This window comes from Nocardia sp. NPDC003345 (assembly GCF_053589395.1).
In genome coordinates this window covers 1-22,754 of sequence record NZ_JBSFRU010000066.1, presented here as the reverse complement: position 1 = coordinate 22,754, position 22,754 = coordinate 1, and the positions used below count along the sequence as shown (strand labels likewise).

22 protein-coding genes are annotated in these 22,754 nt (G+C 69.4%); 6 read left to right on the top strand and 16 right to left on the bottom strand.

The window, feature by feature from the left end:
• Positions 1-251 precede the first annotated feature (251 nt).
• The 5 genes from ACWDU1_RS10725 to ACWDU1_RS10705 all read right to left on the bottom strand — a co-directional run bounded on the left by ACWDU1_RS10725 (position 252) and on the right by ACWDU1_RS10705 (position 7,093).
• Complete coding sequence (locus ACWDU1_RS10725) at positions 252-1,520, bottom strand: tetratricopeptide repeat protein (RefSeq protein ID WP_449997505.1); 1,269 nt, start codon at positions 1,518-1,520, stop codon at positions 252-254.
• Between the two features lie 47 nt (positions 1,521-1,567).
• A complete protein-coding gene (locus tag ACWDU1_RS10720) occupies positions 1,568-2,878 on the bottom strand; it encodes a M16 family metallopeptidase (RefSeq protein ID WP_449997509.1) in 1,311 nt (436 codons plus the stop codon).
• Between the two features lie 80 nt (positions 2,879-2,958).
• The gene (locus ACWDU1_RS10715; RefSeq protein ID WP_449997503.1) at positions 2,959-5,268 is read right to left on the bottom strand and encodes a polyribonucleotide nucleotidyltransferase; all 2,310 of its coding nucleotides are present in this window, start codon (positions 5,266-5,268) and stop codon (positions 2,959-2,961) included.
• Positions 5,269-5,667: 399 nt separating this feature from the next.
• Positions 5,668-5,937, bottom strand: a complete 270-nt coding sequence (gene rpsO / locus ACWDU1_RS10710; protein WP_449997502.1) for a 30S ribosomal protein S15 — start codon at positions 5,935-5,937, stop codon at positions 5,668-5,670.
• Positions 5,938-6,127: 190 nt separating this feature from the next.
• The gene (locus ACWDU1_RS10705) at positions 6,128-7,093 is read right to left on the bottom strand and encodes a bifunctional riboflavin kinase/FAD synthetase (RefSeq protein WP_449997501.1); all 966 of its coding nucleotides are present in this window, start codon (positions 7,091-7,093) and stop codon (positions 6,128-6,130) included.
• 124 nt (positions 7,094-7,217) lie between these two features.
• On the opposite strand from ACWDU1_RS10705, the gene ACWDU1_RS10700 reads away from it, so the two are divergent.
• The 3 genes from ACWDU1_RS10700 to ACWDU1_RS10690 all read left to right on the top strand — a co-directional run bounded on the left by ACWDU1_RS10700 (position 7,218) and on the right by ACWDU1_RS10690 (position 9,960).
• The gene (locus ACWDU1_RS10700) at positions 7,218-7,961 is read left to right on the top strand and encodes a metal-dependent transcriptional regulator (protein ID WP_449997500.1); all 744 of its coding nucleotides are present in this window, start codon (positions 7,218-7,220) and stop codon (positions 7,959-7,961) included.
• Between the two features lie 176 nt (positions 7,962-8,137).
• Positions 8,138-9,385 carry an aspartate aminotransferase family protein gene (locus tag ACWDU1_RS10695; protein ID WP_449997498.1) on the top strand — a complete coding sequence of 416 codons (1,248 nt, stop codon included), beginning with the start codon at positions 8,138-8,140 and terminating at the stop codon, positions 9,383-9,385.
• Between the two features lie 80 nt (positions 9,386-9,465).
• Positions 9,466-9,960 carry a DUF3830 family protein gene (locus ACWDU1_RS10690; protein WP_449997497.1) on the top strand — a complete coding sequence of 165 codons (495 nt, stop codon included), beginning with the start codon at positions 9,466-9,468 and terminating at the stop codon, positions 9,958-9,960.
• A 9-nt stretch (positions 9,961-9,969) separates the two neighbouring features.
• Here ACWDU1_RS10690 and ACWDU1_RS10685 read toward each other — a convergent pair whose 3' ends face one another.
• From ACWDU1_RS10685 to ACWDU1_RS10675, 3 genes are all read right to left on the bottom strand, one after another.
• Positions 9,970-10,773: an alpha/beta fold hydrolase gene (locus ACWDU1_RS10685; protein WP_449997495.1), complete on the bottom strand. Its 804-nt coding sequence runs from the start codon at positions 10,771-10,773 to the stop codon at positions 9,970-9,972.
• Positions 10,774-10,840: 67 nt separating this feature from the next.
• A complete protein-coding gene (locus tag ACWDU1_RS10680) occupies positions 10,841-12,244 on the bottom strand; it encodes an amidase (RefSeq protein ID WP_449997494.1) in 1,404 nt (467 codons plus the stop codon).
• 13 nt (positions 12,245-12,257) lie between these two features.
• Positions 12,258-13,223: a D-2-hydroxyacid dehydrogenase gene (locus tag ACWDU1_RS10675; protein ID WP_449997492.1), complete on the bottom strand. Its 966-nt coding sequence runs from the start codon at positions 13,221-13,223 to the stop codon at positions 12,258-12,260.
• Positions 13,224-13,330: 107 nt separating this feature from the next.
• On the opposite strand from ACWDU1_RS10675, the gene ACWDU1_RS10670 reads away from it, so the two are divergent.
• Genes ACWDU1_RS10670 through ACWDU1_RS10660 form a run of 3 tightly spaced genes read left to right on the top strand, consistent with a single transcriptional unit; the run spans position 13,331 to position 15,494 of the window.
• The gene (locus ACWDU1_RS10670; RefSeq protein WP_449997507.1) at positions 13,331-14,050 is read left to right on the top strand and encodes a maleate cis-trans isomerase family protein; all 720 of its coding nucleotides are present in this window, start codon (positions 13,331-13,333) and stop codon (positions 14,048-14,050) included.
• Between the two features lie 45 nt (positions 14,051-14,095).
• Positions 14,096-14,827 carry a maleate cis-trans isomerase family protein gene (locus ACWDU1_RS10665; RefSeq protein WP_449997490.1) on the top strand — a complete coding sequence of 244 codons (732 nt, stop codon included), beginning with the start codon at positions 14,096-14,098 and terminating at the stop codon, positions 14,825-14,827.
• Positions 14,814-15,494 (top strand): GntR family transcriptional regulator, encoded by a 681-nt coding sequence (locus tag ACWDU1_RS10660; protein WP_449997489.1) that lies wholly within the window; start codon positions 14,814-14,816, stop codon positions 15,492-15,494. Before ACWDU1_RS10665 ends, ACWDU1_RS10660 begins: the two co-directional genes overlap by 14 nt.
• A 5-nt stretch (positions 15,495-15,499) precedes the next feature.
• On the opposite strand, the gene truB is transcribed toward ACWDU1_RS10660, so the two are convergent.
• From truB to infB, 8 genes are all read right to left on the bottom strand, one after another.
• On the bottom strand, positions 15,500-16,399 hold the full coding sequence (gene truB, locus ACWDU1_RS10655; RefSeq protein ID WP_449997488.1) for a tRNA pseudouridine(55) synthase TruB: 900 nt from the start codon (positions 16,397-16,399) through the stop codon (positions 15,500-15,502).
• On the bottom strand, positions 16,399-17,067 hold the full coding sequence (gene npt / locus ACWDU1_RS10650; RefSeq protein WP_449997486.1) for a 4'-phosphopantetheinyl transferase Npt: 669 nt from the start codon (positions 17,065-17,067) through the stop codon (positions 16,399-16,401). The genes truB and npt overlap by 1 nt, the downstream gene beginning before the upstream one ends.
• Before the next feature lie 35 nt (positions 17,068-17,102).
• The gene (locus ACWDU1_RS10645) at positions 17,103-18,062 is read right to left on the bottom strand and encodes a metallophosphoesterase family protein (protein ID WP_449997484.1); all 960 of its coding nucleotides are present in this window, start codon (positions 18,060-18,062) and stop codon (positions 17,103-17,105) included.
• 69 nt (positions 18,063-18,131) lie between these two features.
• A complete protein-coding gene (locus ACWDU1_RS10640; protein ID WP_449997482.1) occupies positions 18,132-19,478 on the bottom strand; it encodes an MATE family efflux transporter in 1,347 nt (448 codons plus the stop codon).
• Positions 19,479-19,529: 51 nt separating this feature from the next.
• Entirely contained in the window at positions 19,530-20,537 is a 1,008-nt protein-coding gene (locus ACWDU1_RS10635; RefSeq protein ID WP_449997481.1) for a DHH family phosphoesterase, read from the bottom strand.
• 12 nt (positions 20,538-20,549) lie between these two features.
• Entirely contained in the window at positions 20,550-20,990 is a 441-nt protein-coding gene (rbfA, locus tag ACWDU1_RS10630) for a 30S ribosome-binding factor RbfA (RefSeq protein ID WP_449997479.1), read from the bottom strand.
• A gap of 92 nt (positions 20,991-21,082) precedes the next feature.
• Complete coding sequence (locus ACWDU1_RS10625; protein WP_449997478.1) at positions 21,083-21,373, bottom strand: DUF503 domain-containing protein; 291 nt, start codon at positions 21,371-21,373, stop codon at positions 21,083-21,085.
• Between the two features lie 118 nt (positions 21,374-21,491).
• Positions 21,492-22,754 (bottom strand): translation initiation factor IF-2 (infB, locus tag ACWDU1_RS10620; RefSeq protein WP_449997476.1); only part of this gene is annotated, 1,263 nt, incomplete at its 5' end.

Here is a 22,754-nt window from a genome sequence, read left to right as displayed (position 1 = left end):
CCCGTAGCTGTGGAGCAGCCACCATCGGACCACACCGTGGAGATCCGGATCGGGATCCTTCGCCGTGTCGTCCTGTCCGTACGGGATCAATCCGGCACGGCCCTGCCGGCCGGTGGGGGTCGGCAGTAGCGGCTGGTCACCACCGGCGGGGTGCGACAGCTGATGAGGGTCACGTACAGGACTTTGCAGTGGGATGCGTTCCTCGCCGGGGCCGAGGGCGGCGAGTTCGGAGCATCGCGCCGTGGCGGCGGTCAGCCCGTGAGATACCGCACCACCCGATCCATCAGTACCGCACACCCCGCGGCCGGCAGCAGCAGGATCGGGACGGCCACCAGGCGCAGGATCCGATCGGCGTCGGCGGCGAAGGCCGTCGCCGCTTCGACGCACAACGCGATGAAGACGACTCCGGCCAGCAACCCGAGAGCCCAGACCGCGTCGGGCCGAGACAGCCACGGGTATACGGCGGCGAGCAGTCCGCCCGCCGTGATCGCGGCCACCGCGGCCACCGGCAGGCGGGTCAGCGCATAGTCCCATTGCGCGGTTCGTTCCCCGGTATCCCGACGCACCCATGCGACGAACACCAGAACATGAGCGAGTCCGGCTGCCGCTGCGGCGGTCACGACCACGAGGTATCCCGCGGTAGTCGCGGTGGCGCCGCGATCGACGGTGATCAGCGCCTGACCGGCGAACCCTAGGGCGATCCCGCCCAGCAGCACCAGGAACGCGAGCACCGCCGCAGGCGCCCGCACCCGCTGCCGCAATTCTCCCTCGGGCACCCGGCGTCCGACCCTGCGCAACCACTGCACACAGCCCGTGGTCAGCGCGCCCAGCGTCACCGCGCCGACGACCCGCACGGTCGCGGAGCCGGTGAACAGCGACGTCAGCAGGACCAGCGCCGCCCAGAACCAGAACCACCCCACCGTCGTCAGCAGAGCCCGCCACACGTATTCCGCCGTCGACCGCAGCGCCGCCGGCCCCTCGGGTTCGGCACCGACCCACGCACGGATCGTCCGCAGGGGCGGGAGGTCCGGCCCGTCCCCCGAGAACGAGGCCAGGACCGTCTGCGCACCGGATTCACGCAGATACGAATCGGGCGCCGCGTAGTTGTGGGCGAGAGCCAGTGAACGCAGCGCCCTGGCCCGCATCGCCCGGCTGCGTTTCGGATTCCGTTCGACCACCAGGGCGAGCACCAGCTGGGCCGCCGGATCGAACGGCGCCAGCTCGGCCGCGTACGAGGCGTAGTGGACGGCCGATTCGGGCCTGCCCAGGGCATCGCACAGCAGGGCCCGCACGATCCACGCCTCCGGCGACCGGGAATCGGCGCGAATCGCCGCCACCACCGTTTTCTCCGCCGCGGCGTGGTCGCCGAGCAGGAGTTCGAGCTCCGCTGCCCGGGTCAGCAGCGGGGCGTGCCCCGGTGCCGAATCGAGCGCCGCGCGCACGGCCCGCTGGGCGCGGTCGGCCCGACCTCGATCCAGTTCCGTCACCGAACACGCCAGCGCTACCGCCGCCCGATCCATCGCTGTCCTCCCCCGGGTATTCGCGAAAGCTGTATCGCCGTCTCGGCTCAGCCGCCGGTGAGCCTGCCCACCTGCGGGGGCAGATCCCGCGAACGGCGATACGGTCCGGCGACCGAGGCGGCGAACGGGCGGGCGAGCAGCGAACGCGCGACCGCATCGACCTCGTCGGAGGTGACGGCGTCGATCCGGGCCAGCGTCTCCGAGACCGAGCGGTGGTTACCGTAGCTGAGTTCGCTGCGGCCGATCCGGTTCATCCGGGACGCCGAATCCTCCAGCCCCAGCACGAGACCGCCACGTAGCGACCCCTTCGCGCGGGCACATTCGGCGTCGGTGATGCCGTCGGCGGCGACTTCTTCCAGCACGCCCCGGGCCAGCGCGGTCACCTCGTTCAGGTTCTCCGGCTGGCAGCCGAGATACACCGAGAACGCACCGGTATCGGCGAAGGTGTCCACACTCGAATACACCGAATAGGCCAGACCGCGTTCCTCCCGGATCCGCTGGAACAGCCGCGAACTCAGCCCACCGCCGATCACGGTGTTCAGCACCGACAGCGGCCAGCGCATCTGCCCCTCGTGCCGGCCGTAGGCACGGACCCCGAAGACCAGATGCGCCTGTTCGCTGTCGCGGTGGCTCCAGCTCAGCTCCGGGGCGCTGCGGGTCCGGAAGCGGCCCTCCCGGCGCGGCGCCGGCAGCGCGGCGGGGTCGAGCCGGTCGGAAACCGCCCGGAGCACCAATTCCACGGTGTGCTCGTGCTCGATGTTCCCGGCGACCGCCACCACCATCCGGTCTGGGGTATAGCGGCGCTGATGGAACGACCGCAACTGCCCCGCGCGCATCCCCTCGATGGATTCGACGGAACCGATGATGGGCCGGCCGATGGGATGGTCACCGAACAGGGCGGTGAGGAACGCGTCGCCGACCAGATCCTCCGGATCGTCGTCGCGCATCGCGATCTCCTCGAGCACCACCTGGCGCTCGACATCGACGTCCACCGCGCGGCACAGCCCGTTGAGCACCACATCGGTGACCAGATCCACCGCCAGCGGCAGATCCTCGTCCACGACATGCGCGTAATAGCAGGTCTGCTCCTTGGCGGTGAACGCGTTGAGTTCACCGCCGACGGCGTCCATGGCCTCGGCGATATCCAGCGCCGACCGGGTGGGCGTGGCCTTGAACAGCAGATGCTCCAGGAAATGCGCGGCACCGGCCACGGTCGGTCCCTCGTCCCGGGACCCGACCCCGACCCACACCCCGACGGATGCCGACCGCACCCCCGGGACCTGTTCGGTCACCACGCGCAGACCGCCGGGCAGGACGGTGCGCCGCACCCCGTTGTCGATATCGACCGTTTCGCCGATCCGCCACTGCGATGACGAACCCCCCTGGCCGCTCGGGCGCAGGGGGGCCGTCGTTTTCTGCTCCGTCACACAGACCAGTACTACTCGGTCGCCGCGGCGTCCGCAGCGGCGGGAGCGTCGTCGGTCTTCTCCTCGGCGCTCTCGTCGACCGGAACCAGCGAGATCTTGCCGCGGTTGTCGATATCGGCGATCTCGACCCGCAGTTTGTCGCCGACGTTCACCACGTCCTCCACCTTGGCGACGCGCTTGCCGTTGCCGAGCTTGGAGATGTGGACCAGGCCGTCGCGGCCCGGCAGCAGCGAGACGAACGCGCCGAAGGCGGTGGTCTTGACCACGGTGCCCAGGAAACGCTCGCCCACCTTGGGCAGCTGCGGGTTGGCGATGGCGTTGATCGCGTCGATCGCGGCCTGCGCGGACGGTCCGTCGGTGGCCCCGACGAACACGGTGCCGTCGTCCTCGATGGAGATGTTGGCGCCGGTGTCCTCGGTGATCTGGTTGATGACCTTGCCCTTGGGCCCGATCACCTCGCCGATCTTGTCGACCGGGATCTTGATCGCGGTGACCCGCGGCGCGTACGGGCTCATCTCGTCCGGGCTGGCGATGGCCTCGGCCATCACGTCCAGGATGGTGGTCCGGGCGTCGTGGGCCTGGGAGAGCGCACCCGCCAGCACCTGCGACGGGATCCCGTCGAGCTTGGTGTCCAGCTGCAGCGCGGTGACGAACTCACGGGTGCCGGCGACCTTGAAGTCCATATCGCCGAACGCGTCCTCGGCGCCGAGGATATCGGTCAGCGCCACGTAGCGGACCTCTTCGGCGCCCGACTCGTTGGTGACGGTGTCCGACACCAGGCCCATCGCGATACCCGCGACCGGCGCCTTCAGCGGCACACCGGCGTTGAGCAGCGACAGGGTGGACGCGCAGACCGACCCCATGGAGGTGGAGCCGTTCGAGCTCAGCGCCTCGGAGACCTGGCGGATCGCGTAGGGGAACTCCTCCTGGCTCGGCAGCACCGGAACCAGCGCCCGCTCGGCCAGCGCGCCGTGGCCGATCTCGCGGCGCTTGGGCGAGCCCACGCGGCCGGTCTCACCGGTCGAGTACGGCGGGAAGTTGTAGTGGTGCATATAGCGCTTGGAGGTTTCCGGGCCGAGCGAGTCGACCTGCTGCGCCATCTTGACCATATCGAGGGTGGTCACGCCCATGATCTGGGTTTCGCCACGCTCGAAGATCGCCGAACCGTGCGCCCGCGGCACCACGGCGACCTCGGCGGACAGGGCCCGGATATCGGCCAGGCCGCGGCCGTCGATACGGAATCCGTCGGTGAGGATGCGCTGGCGGACCAGCTTCTTGGTGACCGAACGGAACGCCGCGCCGAGTTCCTTCTCGCGGCCCTCGAACGACGCGCCCAGCTTCGACAGCACGTCGAGCTTGATCTCGTCGATCTTCTCCTCGCGCTCCTGCTTACCGGCGATGCTCAGCGCCTCCGACAACGGGGCCTTGGCGGCCTCCTCGACGGCGGCGTAGGTGTCGTCGGCGTACGGCGGGAAGAGGGGGAAGTCCTCGGTGGGTTTGGCGGCCAGTTCGGCCAGATCCTGCTGCGCGCGGCAGAGGCGGGCGATGAACGGCTTGGCGGCCTCGAGGCCTTCCGCGACGACCGCCTCGGTCGGCGCCTGCGCACCGGCGTCGAGGTGCGCGAGCACATTCTCGGTGGCCTCGGCCTCGACCATCATGATCGCGACATCACCGCTGTCGGTGACCCGGCCGGCGACGACCATATCGAAGACGGCCTTCTCCAGCTGATCGTTGGTCGGGAAGGCGACCCACTGGCCACCCGAGGGGGTGCCCACCGCCGGATCGTTGATCAGCGCGACCCGCACACCGCCGACGGGGCCGGAGAACGGCAGGCCCGCGAACTGGGTGGAGGCCGAGGCCGCGTTGATCGCGACCACGTCGTAGAGATCCTTGGGATCCAGGCTCAGCACCGTCACCACGACCTGGATCTCGTTGCGCAGCCCGTCGACGAACGAGGGACGCAGCGGCCGGTCGATCAGGCGGCAGGTCAGGATGGCGTCGGTGGAGGGGCGGCCCTCACGGCGGAAGAAGGAGCCCGGGATCCGGCCCGCGGCGTACATGCGCTCTTCCACGTCCACGGTGAGCGGGAAGAAGTCGAACTGGTCCTTCGGGTGCTTACCGGCGGTGGTCGCCGACAGCAGCATGGTCTCGTCGTCCAGGTAGGCGACGACCGAGCCCGCGGCCTGTTTCGCGAGCCGGCCCGTTTCGAAACGGATGGTGCGGGTGCCGAAAACGCCGTTGTCGATCAGCGCGACGGATTCGAAAACACCCGGTTCGACCTCGATGGCCGAGCTCTTCGAGCGTTCGGTGGTTTCTGTCATTCTCTGTTCTCAACCTCTCGTCTCGCCGGACCGGCGCGACGTGGGCGCGATCCGGCTGTGTCAGCCGTACCAGGTATGGACGCGGCGCGAGGGCGGAACCGCGGTGACCGGCGTGGGTCAGCGGTGTCCGTATTCGAGCTGCGGCGCGTACACCCGGCCGGAATCCCCTTGGATCCGGCGACGACGCGGAGGCGGTCATCGATCGAAGCTCTCCGGCGGTGTCGTCCGGGCCGAAAAGCCACTACCGAAGACCGACGCCACGAGCGCGGGTGGTTACGGCTGTTGTGTCGATCCTCGTGCACCGGTCTCCCCCGTGCACGAAAATGCCGACGAGGCGATTGTATGCGCCCCGCCGGCATGCCTGCCGCCCGGCTCACGGAACCGGGCGTGTTCACGATGTCAGCGCCGCAGGCCCAGGCGTTCGATCAGGCTGCGGTAGCGGTTGATGTCCTTGGCCGCGAGGTACTTCGACAGCCGCTTGCGGCGGCCGATCAGCGCCATCAGGCCGTGACGGGTGTGGTGATCGTGCTTGTGCTGCTTCAGATGCTCGGTGATATCGGAGATCCGCTTGGTCAGCAGCGCGATCTGCGCCTCCGGCGAACCGGTGTCGGTCTCGTGCAGACCGTATTCGGCCAGGATCGTCTTCTTCTGATCGGTGGTCAGCGCCATGGGGCATCCACTCCTGTTTCTCAGTTCCGCGCGTAAGGTGCCCGGGCGGCCGGGGACGCCGGAAATTCGCCGGAAAGCGGGGAGATCCGATCGTCGCACCGGGTGATCCCGGGATGGGCGCCGCCGCGGACCGCAGCAGACCCGAGGAGAAACCATACCCGATCCGCCGCTGCCCGCTCCGGCGGGGCGACTAACGCCCGGTGTCGAGGACCTTCCGGGCGGCGTCCACATCGCGGCCCATGGCACCGACCAGATCGTCGATGGAATCGAATTTCTGCATTCCGCGCAGGTGATCCACGAAATCCACGGCAACGTGCTGGCCGTACAGATCGGCCTCCCGGTCCAGGACGTAGGCCTCCACCGTGCGGGCCCGGCCCGAGAAGGTGGGGTTGGTGCCGACCGAGATCGCGGCCATGGCCGGCTCACCCGGGGTCACGGTGCCGATGGTCGGCCCGGGCCCGAGAACGGTGAACCAGCCCGCGTAGACCCCGTCCGCGGGAATCGCCGCGTGCATCGGCGGCGCGACATTGGCGGTGGGGAAACCCAGGGCCTTACCGCGGCCGTCGCCGTGCACCACGACGCCCTCCACCCGGTGCGGCCGGCCCAGCGCGTCCGCGGCGGCGGCCATATCGCCGGCATCGACGCAGGCCCGGATATAGGTGGAGGAGAAGGTGACCGCGTGTTCGCCCAGCAGGGTCACCGCGTCGACCTCGAAGCCGAACCGGCCGCCGAGCTCGCGCATGGTGGTCACCGTGCCCGCGGCCTTCTTACCGAAGGTGAAATTGTCGCCGACCACGACCTCGGAGACGTGCAGCCGCTCCACGAGCAGGTTGTGCACGTACTCCGACGGGGTCAGTTTCATGAAATCGTGGGTGAACGGCATCACGCAGAAGACGTCGACGCCCAGTTCCTCGGCCAGTTCGGCGCGCCGCGTGAGCGTGGTGAGCTGCGCGGGATGCGAACCGGGCCGGATCACCTCCATCGGATGCGGATCGAAGGTCATCAGCACGGCCGGGACGTCACGCGCGGCAGCCGACTTCACCGCCCGGCTGATCAATTGCGCGTGCCCGCGATGAACACCGTCGAACACGCCGATCGTGAGAACGCACCGCCCCCAGTCCGCGGGTACGTCGTCGAGACTTCGCCACCTCTGCACAGACGACAAGCCTACGCAAACAAGCGCCCGCACCGTATTCGGGTGGGATCGGTGAGCCGGTGCGCGACCGGCCGGCGAACACCGGGTTTCCCCGCGGTGGCGCGAGATGTAGATCGCGGCGCGAATGCCTAAGCTCGTGGATGTGCCCGGAAAACGAGATGTCACCACCCGACGGGAACTCGCCGACCCCGGGGAATCCGCCGCTCCGGGCCTGTCATCGGTGGCCCAGGACTATCTGAAGGTCATCTGGACCGCGCAGGAGTGGTCGCAGGAGCGGGTGAGCACCAAACTGCTGGCCGAGCGGATCGGCGTGTCGGCCTCGACCGTGTCGGAAGCGGTACGCAAGCTCTCGGACCAGGGCCTGGTGGAACACGCCCGCTACGGCTCGATCACCCTCACCGAGGAGGGCCGCCGCGCCGCGATCGCGATGGTGCGCCGGCACCGTTTGATCGAGACCTTCCTGGTGAGCGAGCTGGGTTACGGCTGGGACGAGGTGCACGACGAGGCGGAGATCCTCGAACACGCGGTATCCGACCTGCTGATGGCGCGGATCGACGCGAAACTCGGTTTCCCGGACCGGGATCCACACGGGGATCCGATCCCCTCGGTGGACGGCGCGGTGCCCACCCCGGAGGCGCGCCGGCTGATCGAGTTCGATGCCGGTGACGTCGGCCGGGTGGCCCGGATCTCCGATTCCGACCCGGAGATGCTGCGGTATTTCGATTCGGTGGGAATCGCCCTGGACACCCAGATCGTGGTGGTCGAGCGTCGCGATTTCGCGGGCACCATCGCGGTCCGGATCGGCCGTGACGACGCCTTGACGGATCTGGGCAGTATCGCCGCCGAGGCCATCTGGCTGCGTTACTGAGCGCGGCGGCGCGCGGCGATTCCTCGCCGGACGCGCCGGAGTAGCGGTGTGGGCATTGCCCGGACCCCGGCCGACGTGCTATCCATATTGTCAACAATCCGACAATTTGATTGCTCTCGATTCCGCATACTCGTCGGTCCGCATCGCCGCACCGACCGTCCCGGGAGGCGCACCCCATGGCCGAACTTTCCCCGCTCCTGAAGCAGGCCACCCCGGTCACCGTGGATCACGGCTCCGGCTGCTATCTCTACGACGTCGACGGCCGCCGGTACCTCGACTTCACCGCCGGTATCGGCGTGACCAGCACCGGCCACTGCCATCCACGCGTGGTCGAAGCAGCCCAGGCGCAGGTCGCGAAGTTGATCCACGGCCAGTACACGACGGTGATGCACAAGCCGATGCTGGAGCTGACCGAACGGCTCGGCACCGTCTTGCCCGAAGGGCTGGATTCGGTGTTCTACGCCAATTCCGGCAGCGAGGCCGTGGAGGCGTCGCTGCGCCTGGCCCGCCAGGCCACCGGGCGCCCCAATGTGATCGTCTTCCACGGCGGGTTCCACGGCCGCACCGTCGCCGCCGCCACCATGACCACCTCCGGCACCCGTTTCTCGGCCGGGTTCAGCCCGCTGATGGGCGGCGTGCACGTGGCACCGTTCCCGACGGCCTACCGCTACGGCTGGACCGAGGCCGAGGCGACCTCCTTCGCGCTGCGCGAACTCGACTACATCTTCGCCACCATCACCTCCCCCGCCGAAACCGCCGCCTTCATCGTCGAGCCGCTGCTCGGCGAGGGCGGCTACGTCCCCGGCAACACGACCTTCTTCCAGGGCCTGCGCGAACGCGCCGACCGGCACGGCATAGTGCTGATCTTCGACGAGATCCAGACCGGATTCGGCCGCACCGGTAAGTTCTTCGGCCACCAGCACTTCGATGTCCGCCCGGATGTCATCACCATGGCCAAGGGGCTGGCCAGCGGTTTCCCGATCTCCGGTATCGCGGCGTCGAAGGACCTGATGAGCCGCGCCTGGCCCGGTTCACAGGGCGGCACCTACGGCGGTAACGCCGTGGCCTGCGCTGCCGCGCTCGCCACACTGGACGTCATCGAATCCGAGGGGCTGGTCGAGAACGCCCGGGTCCGCGGTGAGCAGCTGCTGGCCGGTGTCCGGGCCGCGGAGTCCAAGGCCATCGGCGACACCCGGGGCCTGGGACTGCTGGTCGGCGCCGAATTCACCACCCCCGACGGCGAGGCCGACCGCGAGACCGCCACCGCGGCCCAGCAACTCGCGGCCGCCAAGGGCCTGCTGCTGCTGACCTGCGGCGCGCATATGAACACGGTGCGGATGATCCCGCCGCTCATCGTCTCCGAGACCCAGGTCGCCGACGCCCTGGCCATCTGGTCGGAGGTGCTCGCGGAACTGGGGCAGTGACCCCGGTACCGAGGCACCCGGCCACCATCGGGCGACCGGCGGACCGCGCCGGTCGCCCGCACGACCACCAGGACGGATACATGGCCCGCTATATGACGATCACCCTCACCAAGGCCGGTATCACCTGCCGGGCCCGCCTGCTCGACGAGCAGGCGCCCGGCACCTGCGCCGCGGTCTGGGACGCCCTACCGCAGGAGGGCGACGCCTTCCACGCCAAATACGCCCGCAACGAGCTGTACACGCTGGTGCCGCGGATCACCGCCGCCCCGCACCGGGAGAATCCCACCGTCACCCCGATCCCCGGTGACGTCTGCCTGTTCGATTTCGAACCGTGGGAGATCGGCAACCCGGCCTACGGGTACGAACCCGGTTCGGCCGCGCACCACGCGCAGGGCGCCACCGATCTGGCACTGTTCTACGGGCGCAACAACCTGCTGCTCAACGGCGACGTGGGCTGGGTGCCCGGCAATGTCTTCGCCACCATCGAGGACAACCTCGACGAGCTGGCCACCGCCTGTAACACCCTGTGGATCCACGGTGTCGCCGGAGAGACCCTGGCCTTCGCCCGCGCCTGATCCGGACCGTCAGCCGAGAAACCCGGCCAGCACCGCGGCCACCTCGGCGGGGATCAGCGACGGCGCGAAATGCGACTGGCCGGGGAAGGTCCGCAGGGTGGCGTGCGGCAGCACCGTCGCGAGCCGTTCCACGGTCTCCGGCATCGGCTCCCAGGTGTCGGCGCCGCGCATGAGCAGCGTCGGCGTCGTCACCGCGGACCACCGGTCGAGATAGGTGGTATCGGCGATCATGGATTCGAGGTCGCGGCTCCAGCCGTAGGAATCGTCGGGTTCGTCCGCGGGCGGTCCGGCGTCCCCGGCCGCGTCCAGCATCGCGGCCGGCACCCGCGCCACCTTCTCCGCCAGCAACCGCGTCGCCCGCCCCCGGTCTCCGTTCCCGGCCAATTCCTCGAAGCGCCTCAGTACCGGCGCGAGCTCGGTCCCGGCCGCGTACAGCGGCGGCTCCCACAGTGCCAGCGACCGGACCGGCACCCCGCTCGCGGCCGCGTGCAGGGCGACCGTGGCCCCGTAGGACATCCCGACCAGATGGACCGGCAGGCCGATCAGCTCGATCAGCGCGACCAGATCACGTACCTCGTCGGAGAAATGCTTGGGCGAGCGTCCCGGCCCGCTGGGCGCGTACCCGCGCCGCGCCGGCAACCACAACTCGAACTTCTCCGCGAGCCGCTCCGCGACCGGTTCCCAGGAGTGCAGTCCGCCGCCGGACCCGTGGACCATGAGCACCGGAGCACCCGCCCCGACCCGCCGGTACCGGATCGTGGTTCCGTCGAACGAGACGAACGACGCGGGCGCTTCGCTGGTGAACACGGTCATGACACCAACTCTTGCAGACCCCGTGCCACCCCTCCACCGAAATCCGCGTGTCGTGCCGGCACCCCGATCAGCGGGCGGCCAGCACCGCCTCGGCGAAGCGGCCGACCGCCAGCACGAGGTCGTCGGAATGCCGGGGGCCGATGATCTGCAACCCCACCGGCAGCCCCGCGCTCGTGACCCCGGCCGGGATACTCAGCGCCGGCTGCTGGGTCAGATTGAACGGATAGGTGTAGGGCGTCCACTCCGGCCAGCCGCTCATCCCGCTACCGGGCGGGACGTCGTGCCCGGCCTCGAAGGCCGGAATCGGGACCGTGGGCGTGATCAGCAGGTCGTAGGCGGTGTGGAAGGTCCCCATGGTGATACCGACCTGGGCCGCGACGGCCCGCGCGTCGAGGTACTCGGTCGCGCTCACCGTTTCGCCGTATTCCCACACCCGGCGCAGGCCGGGATCGGCCGTCTCCCGGGAGCCGGGCGGGAACGACGCGAGCATGGCGGCCGCACCGGCCGCCCACAGGATGTCGAAGGCCTCCCGCGGATCGGTGAACCCCGGATCGGCGGCCGAGATCCGCAGACCCGCGGCGTCCAGGGCCTCGACCGCCGCGGCCACCAGGGCCTCGACCTCGGGGTCTGGCGTCACGAAGCCCAGGGTCGGGGAATAGGCCGCCGTCACACCGCGCACCTCGCGCTGCATCTCACCCCGGAAGGTGGTCGGGGTGGGTGGCAGCGAGGTGGGGTCCCGGGGGTCGGGCAGGGCGAGGATATCCATCAGCAGGGCGGCGTCCTCGACGGTTCGCGTCATCGGCCCGGCATGCGCCAGCGGCCCGAACGGGCTGGCCGGGTACAGCGGGATCCGGCCGTGCGTGGGCTTGAAACCGACGATGCCGCAGAAGGACGCGGGAATCCGGATACTGCCGCCGCCGTCGGTGCCGACCGATACCGGGCCCATCCCGGCCGCCACGGCCGCCGCGCTGCCCCCGGAGGAGCCGCCGGCGGTGCGAGTGGGATCGACCGGATTGCGCGTGACCCCGGTGAGCGGGCTGTCGGTGACAGCCTTCCAGGCGATCTCCGGGGTGGTGGTCTTACCGACCATCACCATCCCGTCCTCCCGGACCCGGGCCGCGACCGGGCTGTCCACGGGCCACGGGCCGTCGGGGTCGATACCGAGCGAACCGCGCCGGGTGGGCCAGCCCTCGGTGAGGAAGATGTCCTTGATCGAGATGGGCACACCGTCGAGCAGGCCGCGGACATGTCCGGACTGCCAGCGCGCTTCGGAGTCCTTGGCCTGCACCAGTGCCCGGTCGGGGTCCACCAGGCAGAAGGCGTTGACGTCGCCGTCGCGGGCCGTGATGGCCGCGAGCACCGCTTCGGTCGCCTCGACCGGGGACAGTGTCCCGGCGGCGTAGGCGGATACCAGTTCGACCGCGGTCATCGCGGCCGGATCGGTGCTCTGCGGGGTCTCTGGCTGGTTCATCTGCGGCCCTCCTTCAGCGGGGCACGTACCCCAGCGTCTTGTCGACGACGTTGTCCAGCGGCCGACCGGCCAGCCAGTGGTCGAAGTTGGTGGTGAACGTGGTGACGATATCGGACCGCCAGCCGACGAAGTCGCCCGAATTGTGCGGGGTGATGTGCGCATTCGGCAGTGCCCACAGCGGATGCCCGGGCGGCAGCGGTTCCGGATCCACCACATCGAGCGCGGCGCCCGCGATCGAACCGGATTCGAGCGCGGCGACGAGATCGTCGGTGACCACGAGTTCGCCCCGGCCGACATTGACGAACCGGGCGTGCGGCTTCATGGCCGCGAATGCCCCGGCGTCGAACATATGCCGAGTCCGGTCGGTGAGCGGGGCGATGGCCACCACATAGTCGGCGCCGGGGAGTTCGGCCTCCAGATCGGTGGTGACGGTACCGAAATCCGGATCGCCGGTGCGGGGCCGGCGCCCGATCGCGCGCACCCGCATACCCACGGCCCGCAGCAGCCCGGCCACGGCACGGCCGATCGATCCGGTCCCGACGATCAACGCGGTGGCGCCGGCGATGCGCTCCGATTCGCGGTGCCGCCAGACCCCCTGCTGTTGCAACCGGGTGGAACCGGTGAAATCCTTGGCGAAATCCAGAATCTGGCCGAGGACGTACTCCGCGATGGCGGTATCGAAGACACCGCGGGTGTTGGTGAGCGTCACGTCGCTGGCGCGCAGTTCGGGGAACATCACCGAATCCACTCCGGTGGCGCCGATATGCACCCAGCTCAACGCGTCCGCCGCGGGCCAGGCGCCGGGGACGGCTTCGGACTGGAAGTCGTAGACGAACAGCACGTCCGCACCCGGCAACGCGGCCGCCAGACCGGCGGAATCCGTATACCGCACGGTGGCCCGCGCACTCACCGGCGACATGAGCGCCGGATCGGGCAGCTGGTCACTGTGCAGCACGGTGACAATGGGGCCCGATTTCATATTGACACAGTATGATCACATCGTATGATTGTCAACAATCCGATCGTTCTCGGAGGTCTTCCCGGCTGAGTGCGAGAGGGGCCACAGTGGAGTTCGATTTTCCCGATATGGAGGGTCCGGTAGCCCAACGGGGCATCGGTGTCATCGCACCGTTCGACCTGGCTCTGGAGCGCGAGCTCTGGCGCTGGGTACCGCTCGAGGTGAGCCTGCATCTGGCGCGCACACCCTATGAGCCCGTACCGGTATCGCTGGCCATGGCCGAGCTGGTCTCCGACGCGGCGCACCTCACCGCGGCCACCCGCAATGTGCTGCATGTGGAACCCGAGGTCGTCGCGTATCTGTGCAACTCCGGCAGTTTCATCAAAGGTATCGAATACGAACGATCCCTGCGGGACACCATCTGCCGGGCCGGTGCCGCGAACGCGATCACCACCTCCGGCGCGTTGCTCGAGGCGATCCGGCATCTGAACATCGAGCGTATCTCGGTGATGACGCCCTACGACGAACTGCTCACCGGCAAACTGCGCGATTTCCTCGACGAGGCGGGCTGCACCGTGGTGCGGTCCGAGCATCTGGGCCTGGGCGGCGGTATCTGGAAGGTCAACTACCGCACCATCGCCGAGCGCATCATGGGCGCCGACGACCCCGCCGCCGAGGCGATCTTCGTCAGCTGTACCAACCTGCCCACCTACGACATCATCGAACCGCTGGAGAAGATGCTGGGCAAACCGATTCTGACGGCCAACCAGCTCACCATGTGGGCCTGCCTGGGGCGGATGAAACTGCCCATGATGGGTCCGGGCCGGTGGCTGCTGGAGGTTTTCTGAGATATGCAGTCCGCCCACGACATCCAGCACGGAAACGGAGCGCCCATGCCGGTACCGACCATCGGTTTCATCTACCCCGACCACGCGGCCGAGGACGACTACCCGCGGGCGGAGGCGCTGCTCGGCGTCCGGCTGCCGGTCACCCATATCTACGGCACCGATCTGCACGCCGTGCCGGAGTTGCTGGATCTGGGCAGTCCGGAGAAGCTGCGCCAGGGCGCCACGCAACTGGCCCCGCAATCGCCCGACGCGGTGGTGTGGGCCTGTACCTCGGGGAGTTTCGTCTACGGCCCCGAAGGCGCCCGCGAACAGGTCCGGGGCCTGTCCGAGGCCGCCGGAGTCCCCGCATCGAGCACGAGTTTCGCCTTCGTGGCCGCGGCTCGCGCGCTGGGCGTACGGCGGGTGGCCGTCGCGGCCAGCTATCCCGAGGATGTGGCCCGCCTGTTCGCCGATTTCCTCACCGACGCCGGTATCTCGGTGGTGGCGTTCCGCAGCGCCGGTATCGATACGGCCGCCGAGGTCGGCACCCTGGACACCGAGCAGGTGCTGGAACTCGCGATCGCCAACGACCATCCCGCTGCCGAGGCGCTGCTGATCCCCGATACCGCCATGCATACGCTCGAGGTCCTGCCCCGGCTGGAGGCGGCACTGGGCAAACCGGTGCTCACCGCCAACCAGGTCACCATCTGGGAGGGGTTGCGGCTGGTCGGCACCACTGCGGAGGTACCGGCGCTGGGGGCGCTGTTCGCGGAAAGGTTCCAGCATGTCGGTAGTTGATTTCGAACCGGTCAATCAACGCTCCACCGCCGAGATGATCGCGGATTCGCTCCGGGACGCGATCATGCGCGGTGGTCTGGAACCCGGCTCTCAGCTGGGCGAAGCGGATCTGGCGGCGCAGTTCGGCGTCTCGCGTGGCCCGGTCCGTGAGGCCATGCAGCGGCTGGTGTCGGAGGGGCTGCTGCACAGCATCCGCAATCGCGGCATCTTCGTCATCGAACTCACCCTGGCCGATGTGGTCGATATCTATCGCGCCCGCACCGCGATCGAAGGCGGCGCGCTCGCGCTGATCCTCGACGGCCGGCGCGAAATCGCCTACGAGGCCCTGGGCCCCGGTGTCACGGCGATGCAGGAACACGCACTCGCCGGGAACGCGGTCGGCGTCTCCGACGCCGATCAGAAGTTCCATGAGGCCCTGGTGGCCTCGGCGGGCAGCGCCCGGCTGGTGCGGGCGGCCCGGACCCTGCTGATCGAGACCCGGATGTGCCTGGGCGCGTTGCAGACCACCTACCCGGATCTGCGGGTCCAGGCCGACGAACACGTCGCCCTGCGCGAGGCGATCGGCGCGGCCGCACCGCATCGCGCGCACACTCTGCTGCGCGACCATATGACCGACGCGGTGCAACGGCTGAGCGCCCGCTTCGCCGAGGAGCCCGTCACCGGCTGACCGGCTCAGTCGATGAGACCGCGCGGCCGCACCACCAGCACCGGGGCCGCGCGGTTGCCCTTCTCCTGGAGCAGGGCGACGGCCTTCCCCTCCTCGGTCAGCGCCGCGTACACGCCCGGTATCCCGGCCGGTTCCAGCCAGCGCCCGTCCCGGAGTTTGCCGGTCTCGGCGGTATCGATGCTCCGGGCGGCGAAACACAACCGGATCGCGGCGTCGATGTCCAGGCTCGGTGCCGGATCGTCGGCGAGTTCGTCGAGGGTGCGCGCGTGTTCGAGAGTGAAGGGGCCCACCCGGGTCCGACGCAGGGCGGTGAGGTGCCCGCCCACCCCGAGCGCCGCGCCCAGATCCCGCGCCAGGGCGCGGATATAGGTCCCCGAGGAGCAATCGACCTCGACGTCCAGGTCGACCAGTCCCTCTTCGGGCAGATCTCGCCTGGCCAGGACATCGAACCGCGAGACGGTCACCGGCCGCGCCGCGAGCCGCACCTCTTCGCCGGCCCGGTACCGGGCATAAGCGCGCTCGCCGTCCACTTTGATGGCGCTCACGGTCGCGGGCACCTGCTCGATCGCGCCGGTCAGCGCGGCGACTCCGGCGGCGATCGCGTCATCGGTGACATGCCCGGCCGCGGCGGTGGACAGCACCTCCCCCTCGGCGTCGTCGGTGGTGGTGGACCGGCCCAGCCGGATGGTCGCGGTGTAGGCCTTGGTGGTCAGGGTCAGCAACCCCAGCAGTTTGGTGGCACGCTCCACTCCCAGCACCAGCACCCCGGTCGCCATCGGATCGAGGGTTCCGGCGTGTCCGATCTTCTTGGTACGCAGCAGTTTCCGGGCTCGCGACACCATATCGTGGCTGGTCGGTCCGCCGGGTTTGTCGACGATCAGCAGACCGCCCAGGATATCGGCCATCAGCCGTGCGCGATCGCGGTGAGGATGAACCCGCCGGTGATCAGCCAGCGACCGTCGAAGGAGGTCAGCGGCAGTCCGCCGTCGTCGGTCTGCCCGGGTACCAGCAGTTCCGACCGGAAGGTGCCCGAACCGGTTCCGGGCCCGGACTCCTCGACGGTGAACGTGATATGCGCGTCCTCGAAACCGAGCCAGCGCGCGGTCAGCGGGAACCACGCCTTGTAGGTGGCCTCCTTGGCGCAGAACAGCAACCGGTCCAGATACAGGCCGGAATCGGTGCCGCGCAACCACTCCCGTTCGGCGGGCAGGCTCACCGAATCCAGTACACCCTCCGGCAGCGTGTCGTGCGGTTCGGCGTCGATCCCGATCGACCGGTACCGCAGCCGGTGCGCCAGCGCGGCGCCGCGGAAGCCGTCGCAATGGGTGAGGCTGCCGACGATACCGCGCGGCCAGACCGGCGCGCCGCGCTCGCCCTTGCCGATCGCGACCGCCGGCTCCCCGAGGCGGGCCAGCGCCTGCCGGGCGCAATGCCGGGCACCGATGAAGTCGCGCCGCCGCTTCTCCACCGATTTCGCGATCAGGTGTTCCTCCGCTGGGTGCGGTTTCAGATCCTCCGGGTAGTCGAGCAACTCGGAGGAGGCCACGTCGGCGGGCAGGATTGTCTCGATCATCGCCGCCGAGCCTACTGGGTCCCGCGCATCCGACCTCAGCCGATCCCGCGGCGGCGCTCGGCTTTGGCGCGCATCTCGGCGGCGGCCGCCGCCATCTCGGGAGTCACCCGGAAATGCCCGCCCCATTCGTTCAGGTCGCCGGGCGCGTACTCGGGGTCGGGCAGGATCTGGCGCAGCAGCCGGTCGGGTTTGCCGCGCTTCTGCCATTCACGCGGATAACCCAGCGAGACCTCCTCGAACCGGACGTCGTCGTAGTAGGTGGTCCGCGGGATATGCAGATGACCGTAGACGGCGCACACGGTGTTGTAGCGGGTATGCCAGTCGGCGGTGTGCTCGGTCCCGCACCACAGCGCGAACTCCGGGTACCAGAGCATATCGGTGGGTTCACGGACCAGCGGGAAATGGTTGATCAGCACCAGCGGCGTCCGCTCGGGCAGGCTGTCGAGCCGGCGGCGGGTGTAGCGCAGCCGGGCCTCACACCAGGCGTCGCGGGTCAGGTAGGGGTCCGGGGACAGCAGGAATTCGTCGGTGGCCACGACATTGCGATCCCGGGCGATGGCCAGGCCCTCGGCCTTGGTCCGCGCTTCGGGAGGCCGGAAGGTGTAGTCGTAGAGCAGGAACAGCGGAGCCAGGGTCACCGCGCCGCCGTAGGCCTGCGCACCGGCACCGGTCCACACCGGGAACGGGTCCTCCGGAGTGACCACGTCGAGGTCACGGCACAGCGACACCAGATAGTCGTAGCGCGCGACGCCGTGCATCTGCACCGGATCCTTGGACGTGGTCCACAGCTCGTGGTTACCGGGCACCCAGATCACGTTCGCGAAGCGCTCACGCAGCAACTTCAGGGCCCACCGGATATCGTCGCTGCGTTCGGCGACATCGCCGGCCACGATCAGCCAGTCCTCCGGGGAGTCCGGGTGGATATCCTCGACCACCGGTTTGTTGCCCTGGTGACCGACGTGGATATCGCTCACCGCCATCAGTTTGGGTATCACCACACCCACCTTCGCATATCGTGTGCCGAGTCCGTCGTGGACGTACCGCGCGGCGCCGGATCCGCCCGGTCAGGCCGGAATATCGGCCCCGGTCCGGACCCAGCGCCCCGACAGCGCCCGGCCGCTCACGGCCGCCAGGCGCAACAGCATGAACGCGATCAGCCCGCACCAGATTCCGCCGATCCCCCAATCGAAGGCGAGTGAGAGCCAGATCGCCGGCAGGAACCCCAGCAGCGCCGCGCCGAGGGTGGTGGTGCGCAGATAGGCCGCGTCGCCGGCGCCCAGCAGTACCCCGTCCAGGGCGAACACCACCCCGGCCACCGGGATCATCACCACGAAGAACCACCACACGACCCCGGTCCGGTCGAGGACCGCGGCATCCTGGGTGAACAGCGGTGGTATCACCGTGGCGCCCGCCGCGAACACGGCGGCCAGACCGAGCGCGAAGACCTCCGACCACCCGGTGACCCGGCGCGCCACCGCCTTGGCGCCCGGGGCGTCCCGGGCGCCGAGCGCGGAGCCCACCAGTGTCTGCGCGGCGATGGCCAGGGCGTCCAGGGTCAGCGCGAGGAAGTTCCACAGTTGCAGGACCAGCTGATGCGCGGCCACCGACGGTGCACCGAACCTCGAGGCCACCGCCGCGGCCGAGACGAAACAGGTCTGGAAGGCGAGGCTGCGCACGATCAGATCGCGGCCGAGCACCAGCTGCGCCTTCATCACCGGCAGCCGCGGAGCCAGCGGCACCCGCGCACGTACCAGCGCGGTCAGGAACAGCGCCCCGGTCACCGCCTGACCCACCACGTTCGCCACCGCCGAACCCGGTAGTCCCAGCCGCGGCAGGCCGGCCAGGCCGTGTACCAGCAGCGGGCACAGCACCGCCGACAGCGCCAGTCCCACCACCACGTAGGCCAGCGGCCGCCGCGTCTGCTGGACACCGCGCATCCACCCGTTTCCCGCCATCGACAGCAGGATCAGCGGCACCCCGAACAGCGCGATCCGGATCCAGGCCAGGGCCTCGGCGGCGATCTCGGCGTCACCGGCGATCGCACCGGCGATCGGTACCGCGGCGATCTGCACGACCACGACGATCAGGACGCCGATCCCGCCCGCGAGCCAGCTCGCCTGCACCCCCTCTTCGACGGCGGCCGCGTCGTCACCGGCGCCGTGCCGGCGCGCCGATCGGGCGGTGGTGCCGTACGCGAGGAAGGTCAGCTGGGAGCTGACCTGGGCCAGGATCAGGCCACCGACGGCCAACCCGGCCAGCGCGAGCGCGCCGAGCCGGCCGACCACCGCGAGATCGAACAGCAGATAGATCGGTTCGGCGACCAGGACGCCGAGGGTCGGCAGCGCGATACCCAGTATCCGGCGCGGACCCGCCTCGACCGCCGGCGCCGCCGCCGTCACCTCCGTGCCCACCCCGTGTTCTCCGTTCTCACCACCGCCGTACCCGCTGACCCGGCCGGCACGTTATCCGAGGGCCGACCGCAGCTGCGCCAGGATTTCCTCCGGTTCCCCGAAGGTGGTGTACCCGGCCGCGTAACGATGCCCGCCGCCGCCCAGACCCGTCGCGATCTCCGCGACATCGGCGCCGTCGTCGGTACCCGGGCCGCTGTCCTTGGACCGCAGCGATACCGTCCACCGGCGGCGCTCGTCGGTGGGCCTGGCCTCCTTGAACACCGCCGCGATCCCGGCCTCGGCGGTCGCGCGGACGATATCGACGACGCTTTCCGCCTCTTCCTGGCGTACCCCGGCCAGATCGGTGGCCAGCACGAACGCCGCCACCAATCCGGTGCCGTCGTGGGCGTCGCGATCCAGATGGGCCGAGGCCAGCACGGTCGAGAGCATCCGCAGCCAGGCGAACGGGTGGGTGTCCATCAGGGTGCGGGTGATGGCGGCCCCGTCGATTCCGGTGGCCAGCAGCCGCTCGGCCAGCGCGTGCGTGCCCGGGGTGACCCAGCGGAAGGATCCGCTGTCGGTGGCCAGGCCCGCGAACAGACAGTGCGCGATATCGGCGTCGATGGGTTCGCGCCACGCGTCCAGCAGCGCGGTGATCACACTGGCCGTCGAGACCGCGTCCGGATCGATCAGGTTGATCGCGCCGAAGCGGGTATTGGACCGGTGGTGGTCGATCACCAGCGTCGTCGCGGCCCCGGGGAGCCGGTCGGCGAGCCGGCCCAGCCGGCCGGTACTACCGCAGTCCACCGTGACCAGCAGATCGACCTCGGCCGGTACCCGGTCCGGCGGCACCAGATACCCGGTCCCGGGCAGGGTACGCAGACCGGCCGACAACTCGGCCGGTTCGGCGAACGCCACCCGCACCGGGACACCGCGCCGGTCCAGCACCCGGGCCAGGGCCAGCCCGCTACCGAGTGTGTCGGCGTCGGGCTGGATATGACAGAGAATGGTCACCGAACGGGCAGCATCGAGCGCCCGAACAGCCGAGGTGTACTCCACCCCGGCACCGGTTGTGGTCATAGCGGCCGCGGCTCAGTCGTCTTCGTCGCGGGTCTTGTACGGATCGGCCTCACCCGCGGGGGTCGCGTTGGCGGCCACCCGGGCGACCTCGTCGTCGGCGGCGCGGGCCCGGGCCAGCAGATCCTCCATCTGACGGGCCGCGTCGGGCACCGTATCCAGCATGAACGACAGCGTCGGGGTGAACTTCACTCCCGTCCCGGCGCCCACCTTCGACCGCAGTACCCCCTTGGCCTTCTCCAGCCCGGCGGCCGCGGCGGCGTAGTCGGGTTCGGCCTCGACGGTCTCCCCCATCACCGTGTAGAAGATGGTCGCGTCGTGCAGATCGCCGGTCACCTTCGCATCGGTGACGGTGACGAAACGCAACCGCGGATCCTTGATCTCGTATTCGATCGCGGTGGCCACGATCGCCGAGATTCGTTTGGCGAGCCGGCGTGCCCTGGCTTGATCCACCATGGCCGCTCCTTTCCCTGTTCAGCGACGGTGGGCGGTTCACGGAATCCATGCGCAGTGCGAACCGGGCCACCGCTGATATCACTCGCGGCCGGTCAGTCCTCGGGTCCGAAGACGCGCCGGCGTACTGCCAGCAACTGTAACTCCGGACGCGCGGCGACGTGCCGTTCGCATCGATCGAGCACGGTGGTCAGATGGTCCATCCCGGCCGACACCATGGCCACTCCCAGCAGGGTGCGGCGGTAGCGGTCGTGATCACCCGCCTCGGCGGTGCTCACCCCGAAGCGCTGGAGTTCGGCCAGGATCGGCTTGATCACCGACCGCTTCTCCTTCAACGAGTGCACGTCACCCAGCAGGATGTCGAATTCGAGTGCACCCAGGTACACGCAACCTCCCAGTTGGCACGGCGGCACGAACCGGCCGGGCCGCCGCGGCGGGCGACCCGGGCCTGTCGTACCGGAACCGTCGATAAGGCCGGGCGGCGATCCGCCCGGCCCTTCGCGATCAGTCGCGCGGCTTCTCGCGCAACTCGTAGGCCTCGATGATGTCGCCTTCCTTGATATCGGAATAGGTCAGCGTCATACCGCATTCGAAGCCTTCGCGGACCTCGGTGGCGTCGTCTTTCTCGCGGCGCAGCGAGCTGATCGTCGTGGATTCGGCGACCACCACGTTGTCGCGGAGCAGACGGGCCTTGGCATTGCGTTTCACGCTGCCCGAGGTCACCATGCAACCGGCGATGAGACCGATCTTCGACGAACGGAAGATCGCCCGGATCTCGGCGCGGCCCAGTTCCACCTCTTCGTAGATCGGCTTGAGCATGCCCTTGAGCGCGCTCTCGATCTCGTCGATGGCCTGGTAGATCACCGAGTAGTACCGGATGTCCACGCCTTCGCGGTTGGCCAGCTCGGTGGCCTTGCCCTCCGCGCGGACGTTGAAGCCGATGATGATCGCGTTCGAGGCCGAGGCCAGGTTGACGTTGGTCTCGGTGACACCACCGACACCGCGGTCGATGACCCGCAGGCGCACCTCGTCGTCGACCTGGATTCCCAGCAGGGCCTCTTCCAGCGCCTCGACGGTACCGGAGTTGTCGCCCTTGAGGATCAGGTTGAGCTCGCTGGTCTCCTTCAGCGCGGCATCCAGATCTTCCAGGCTGATCCGCTTGCGGCTGCGCGCGGCCAAGGCGTTGCGCTTACGCGCGTTGCGCCGGTCGGCGATCTGGCGGGCGATCCGGTCCTCGTCCACGACGAGGAGGTTGTCGCCGGCGCCGGGCACCGAGGTGAAACCGATGACCTGTACCGGACGCGACGGCAGCGCCGCCTCGACATCCGCACCGTGCTCGTCGACCATCCGGCGGACGCGACCGTAGGCGTCGCCCGCCACGATCGAATCGCCGACCCGCAGCGTGCCGCGCTGGATGAGCACCGTGGCGACCGGACCGCGACCGCGGTCCAGATGCGCCTCGATGGCCACACCCTGCGCGTCCTGCTCCGGGTTGGCCCGCAGGTCCAGGGCGGCGTCGGCGGTGAGCAGCACGGCCTCGAGCAGGGCGTCGATATTGGTGCCCTGTTTGGCGGAGATGTCGACGAACATGGTGTCGCCGCCGTACTCCTCGGCCACGAGGTTGTACTCGGTCAGCTGCTGCCGGATCTTCTCCGGGTTCGCGCCTTCCTTGTCGATCTTGTTGACCGCCACCACGATCGGCACATCGGCGGCCTGCGCGTGGTTGATGGCCTCCACAGTCTGCGGCATGACGCCGTCGTCGGCGGC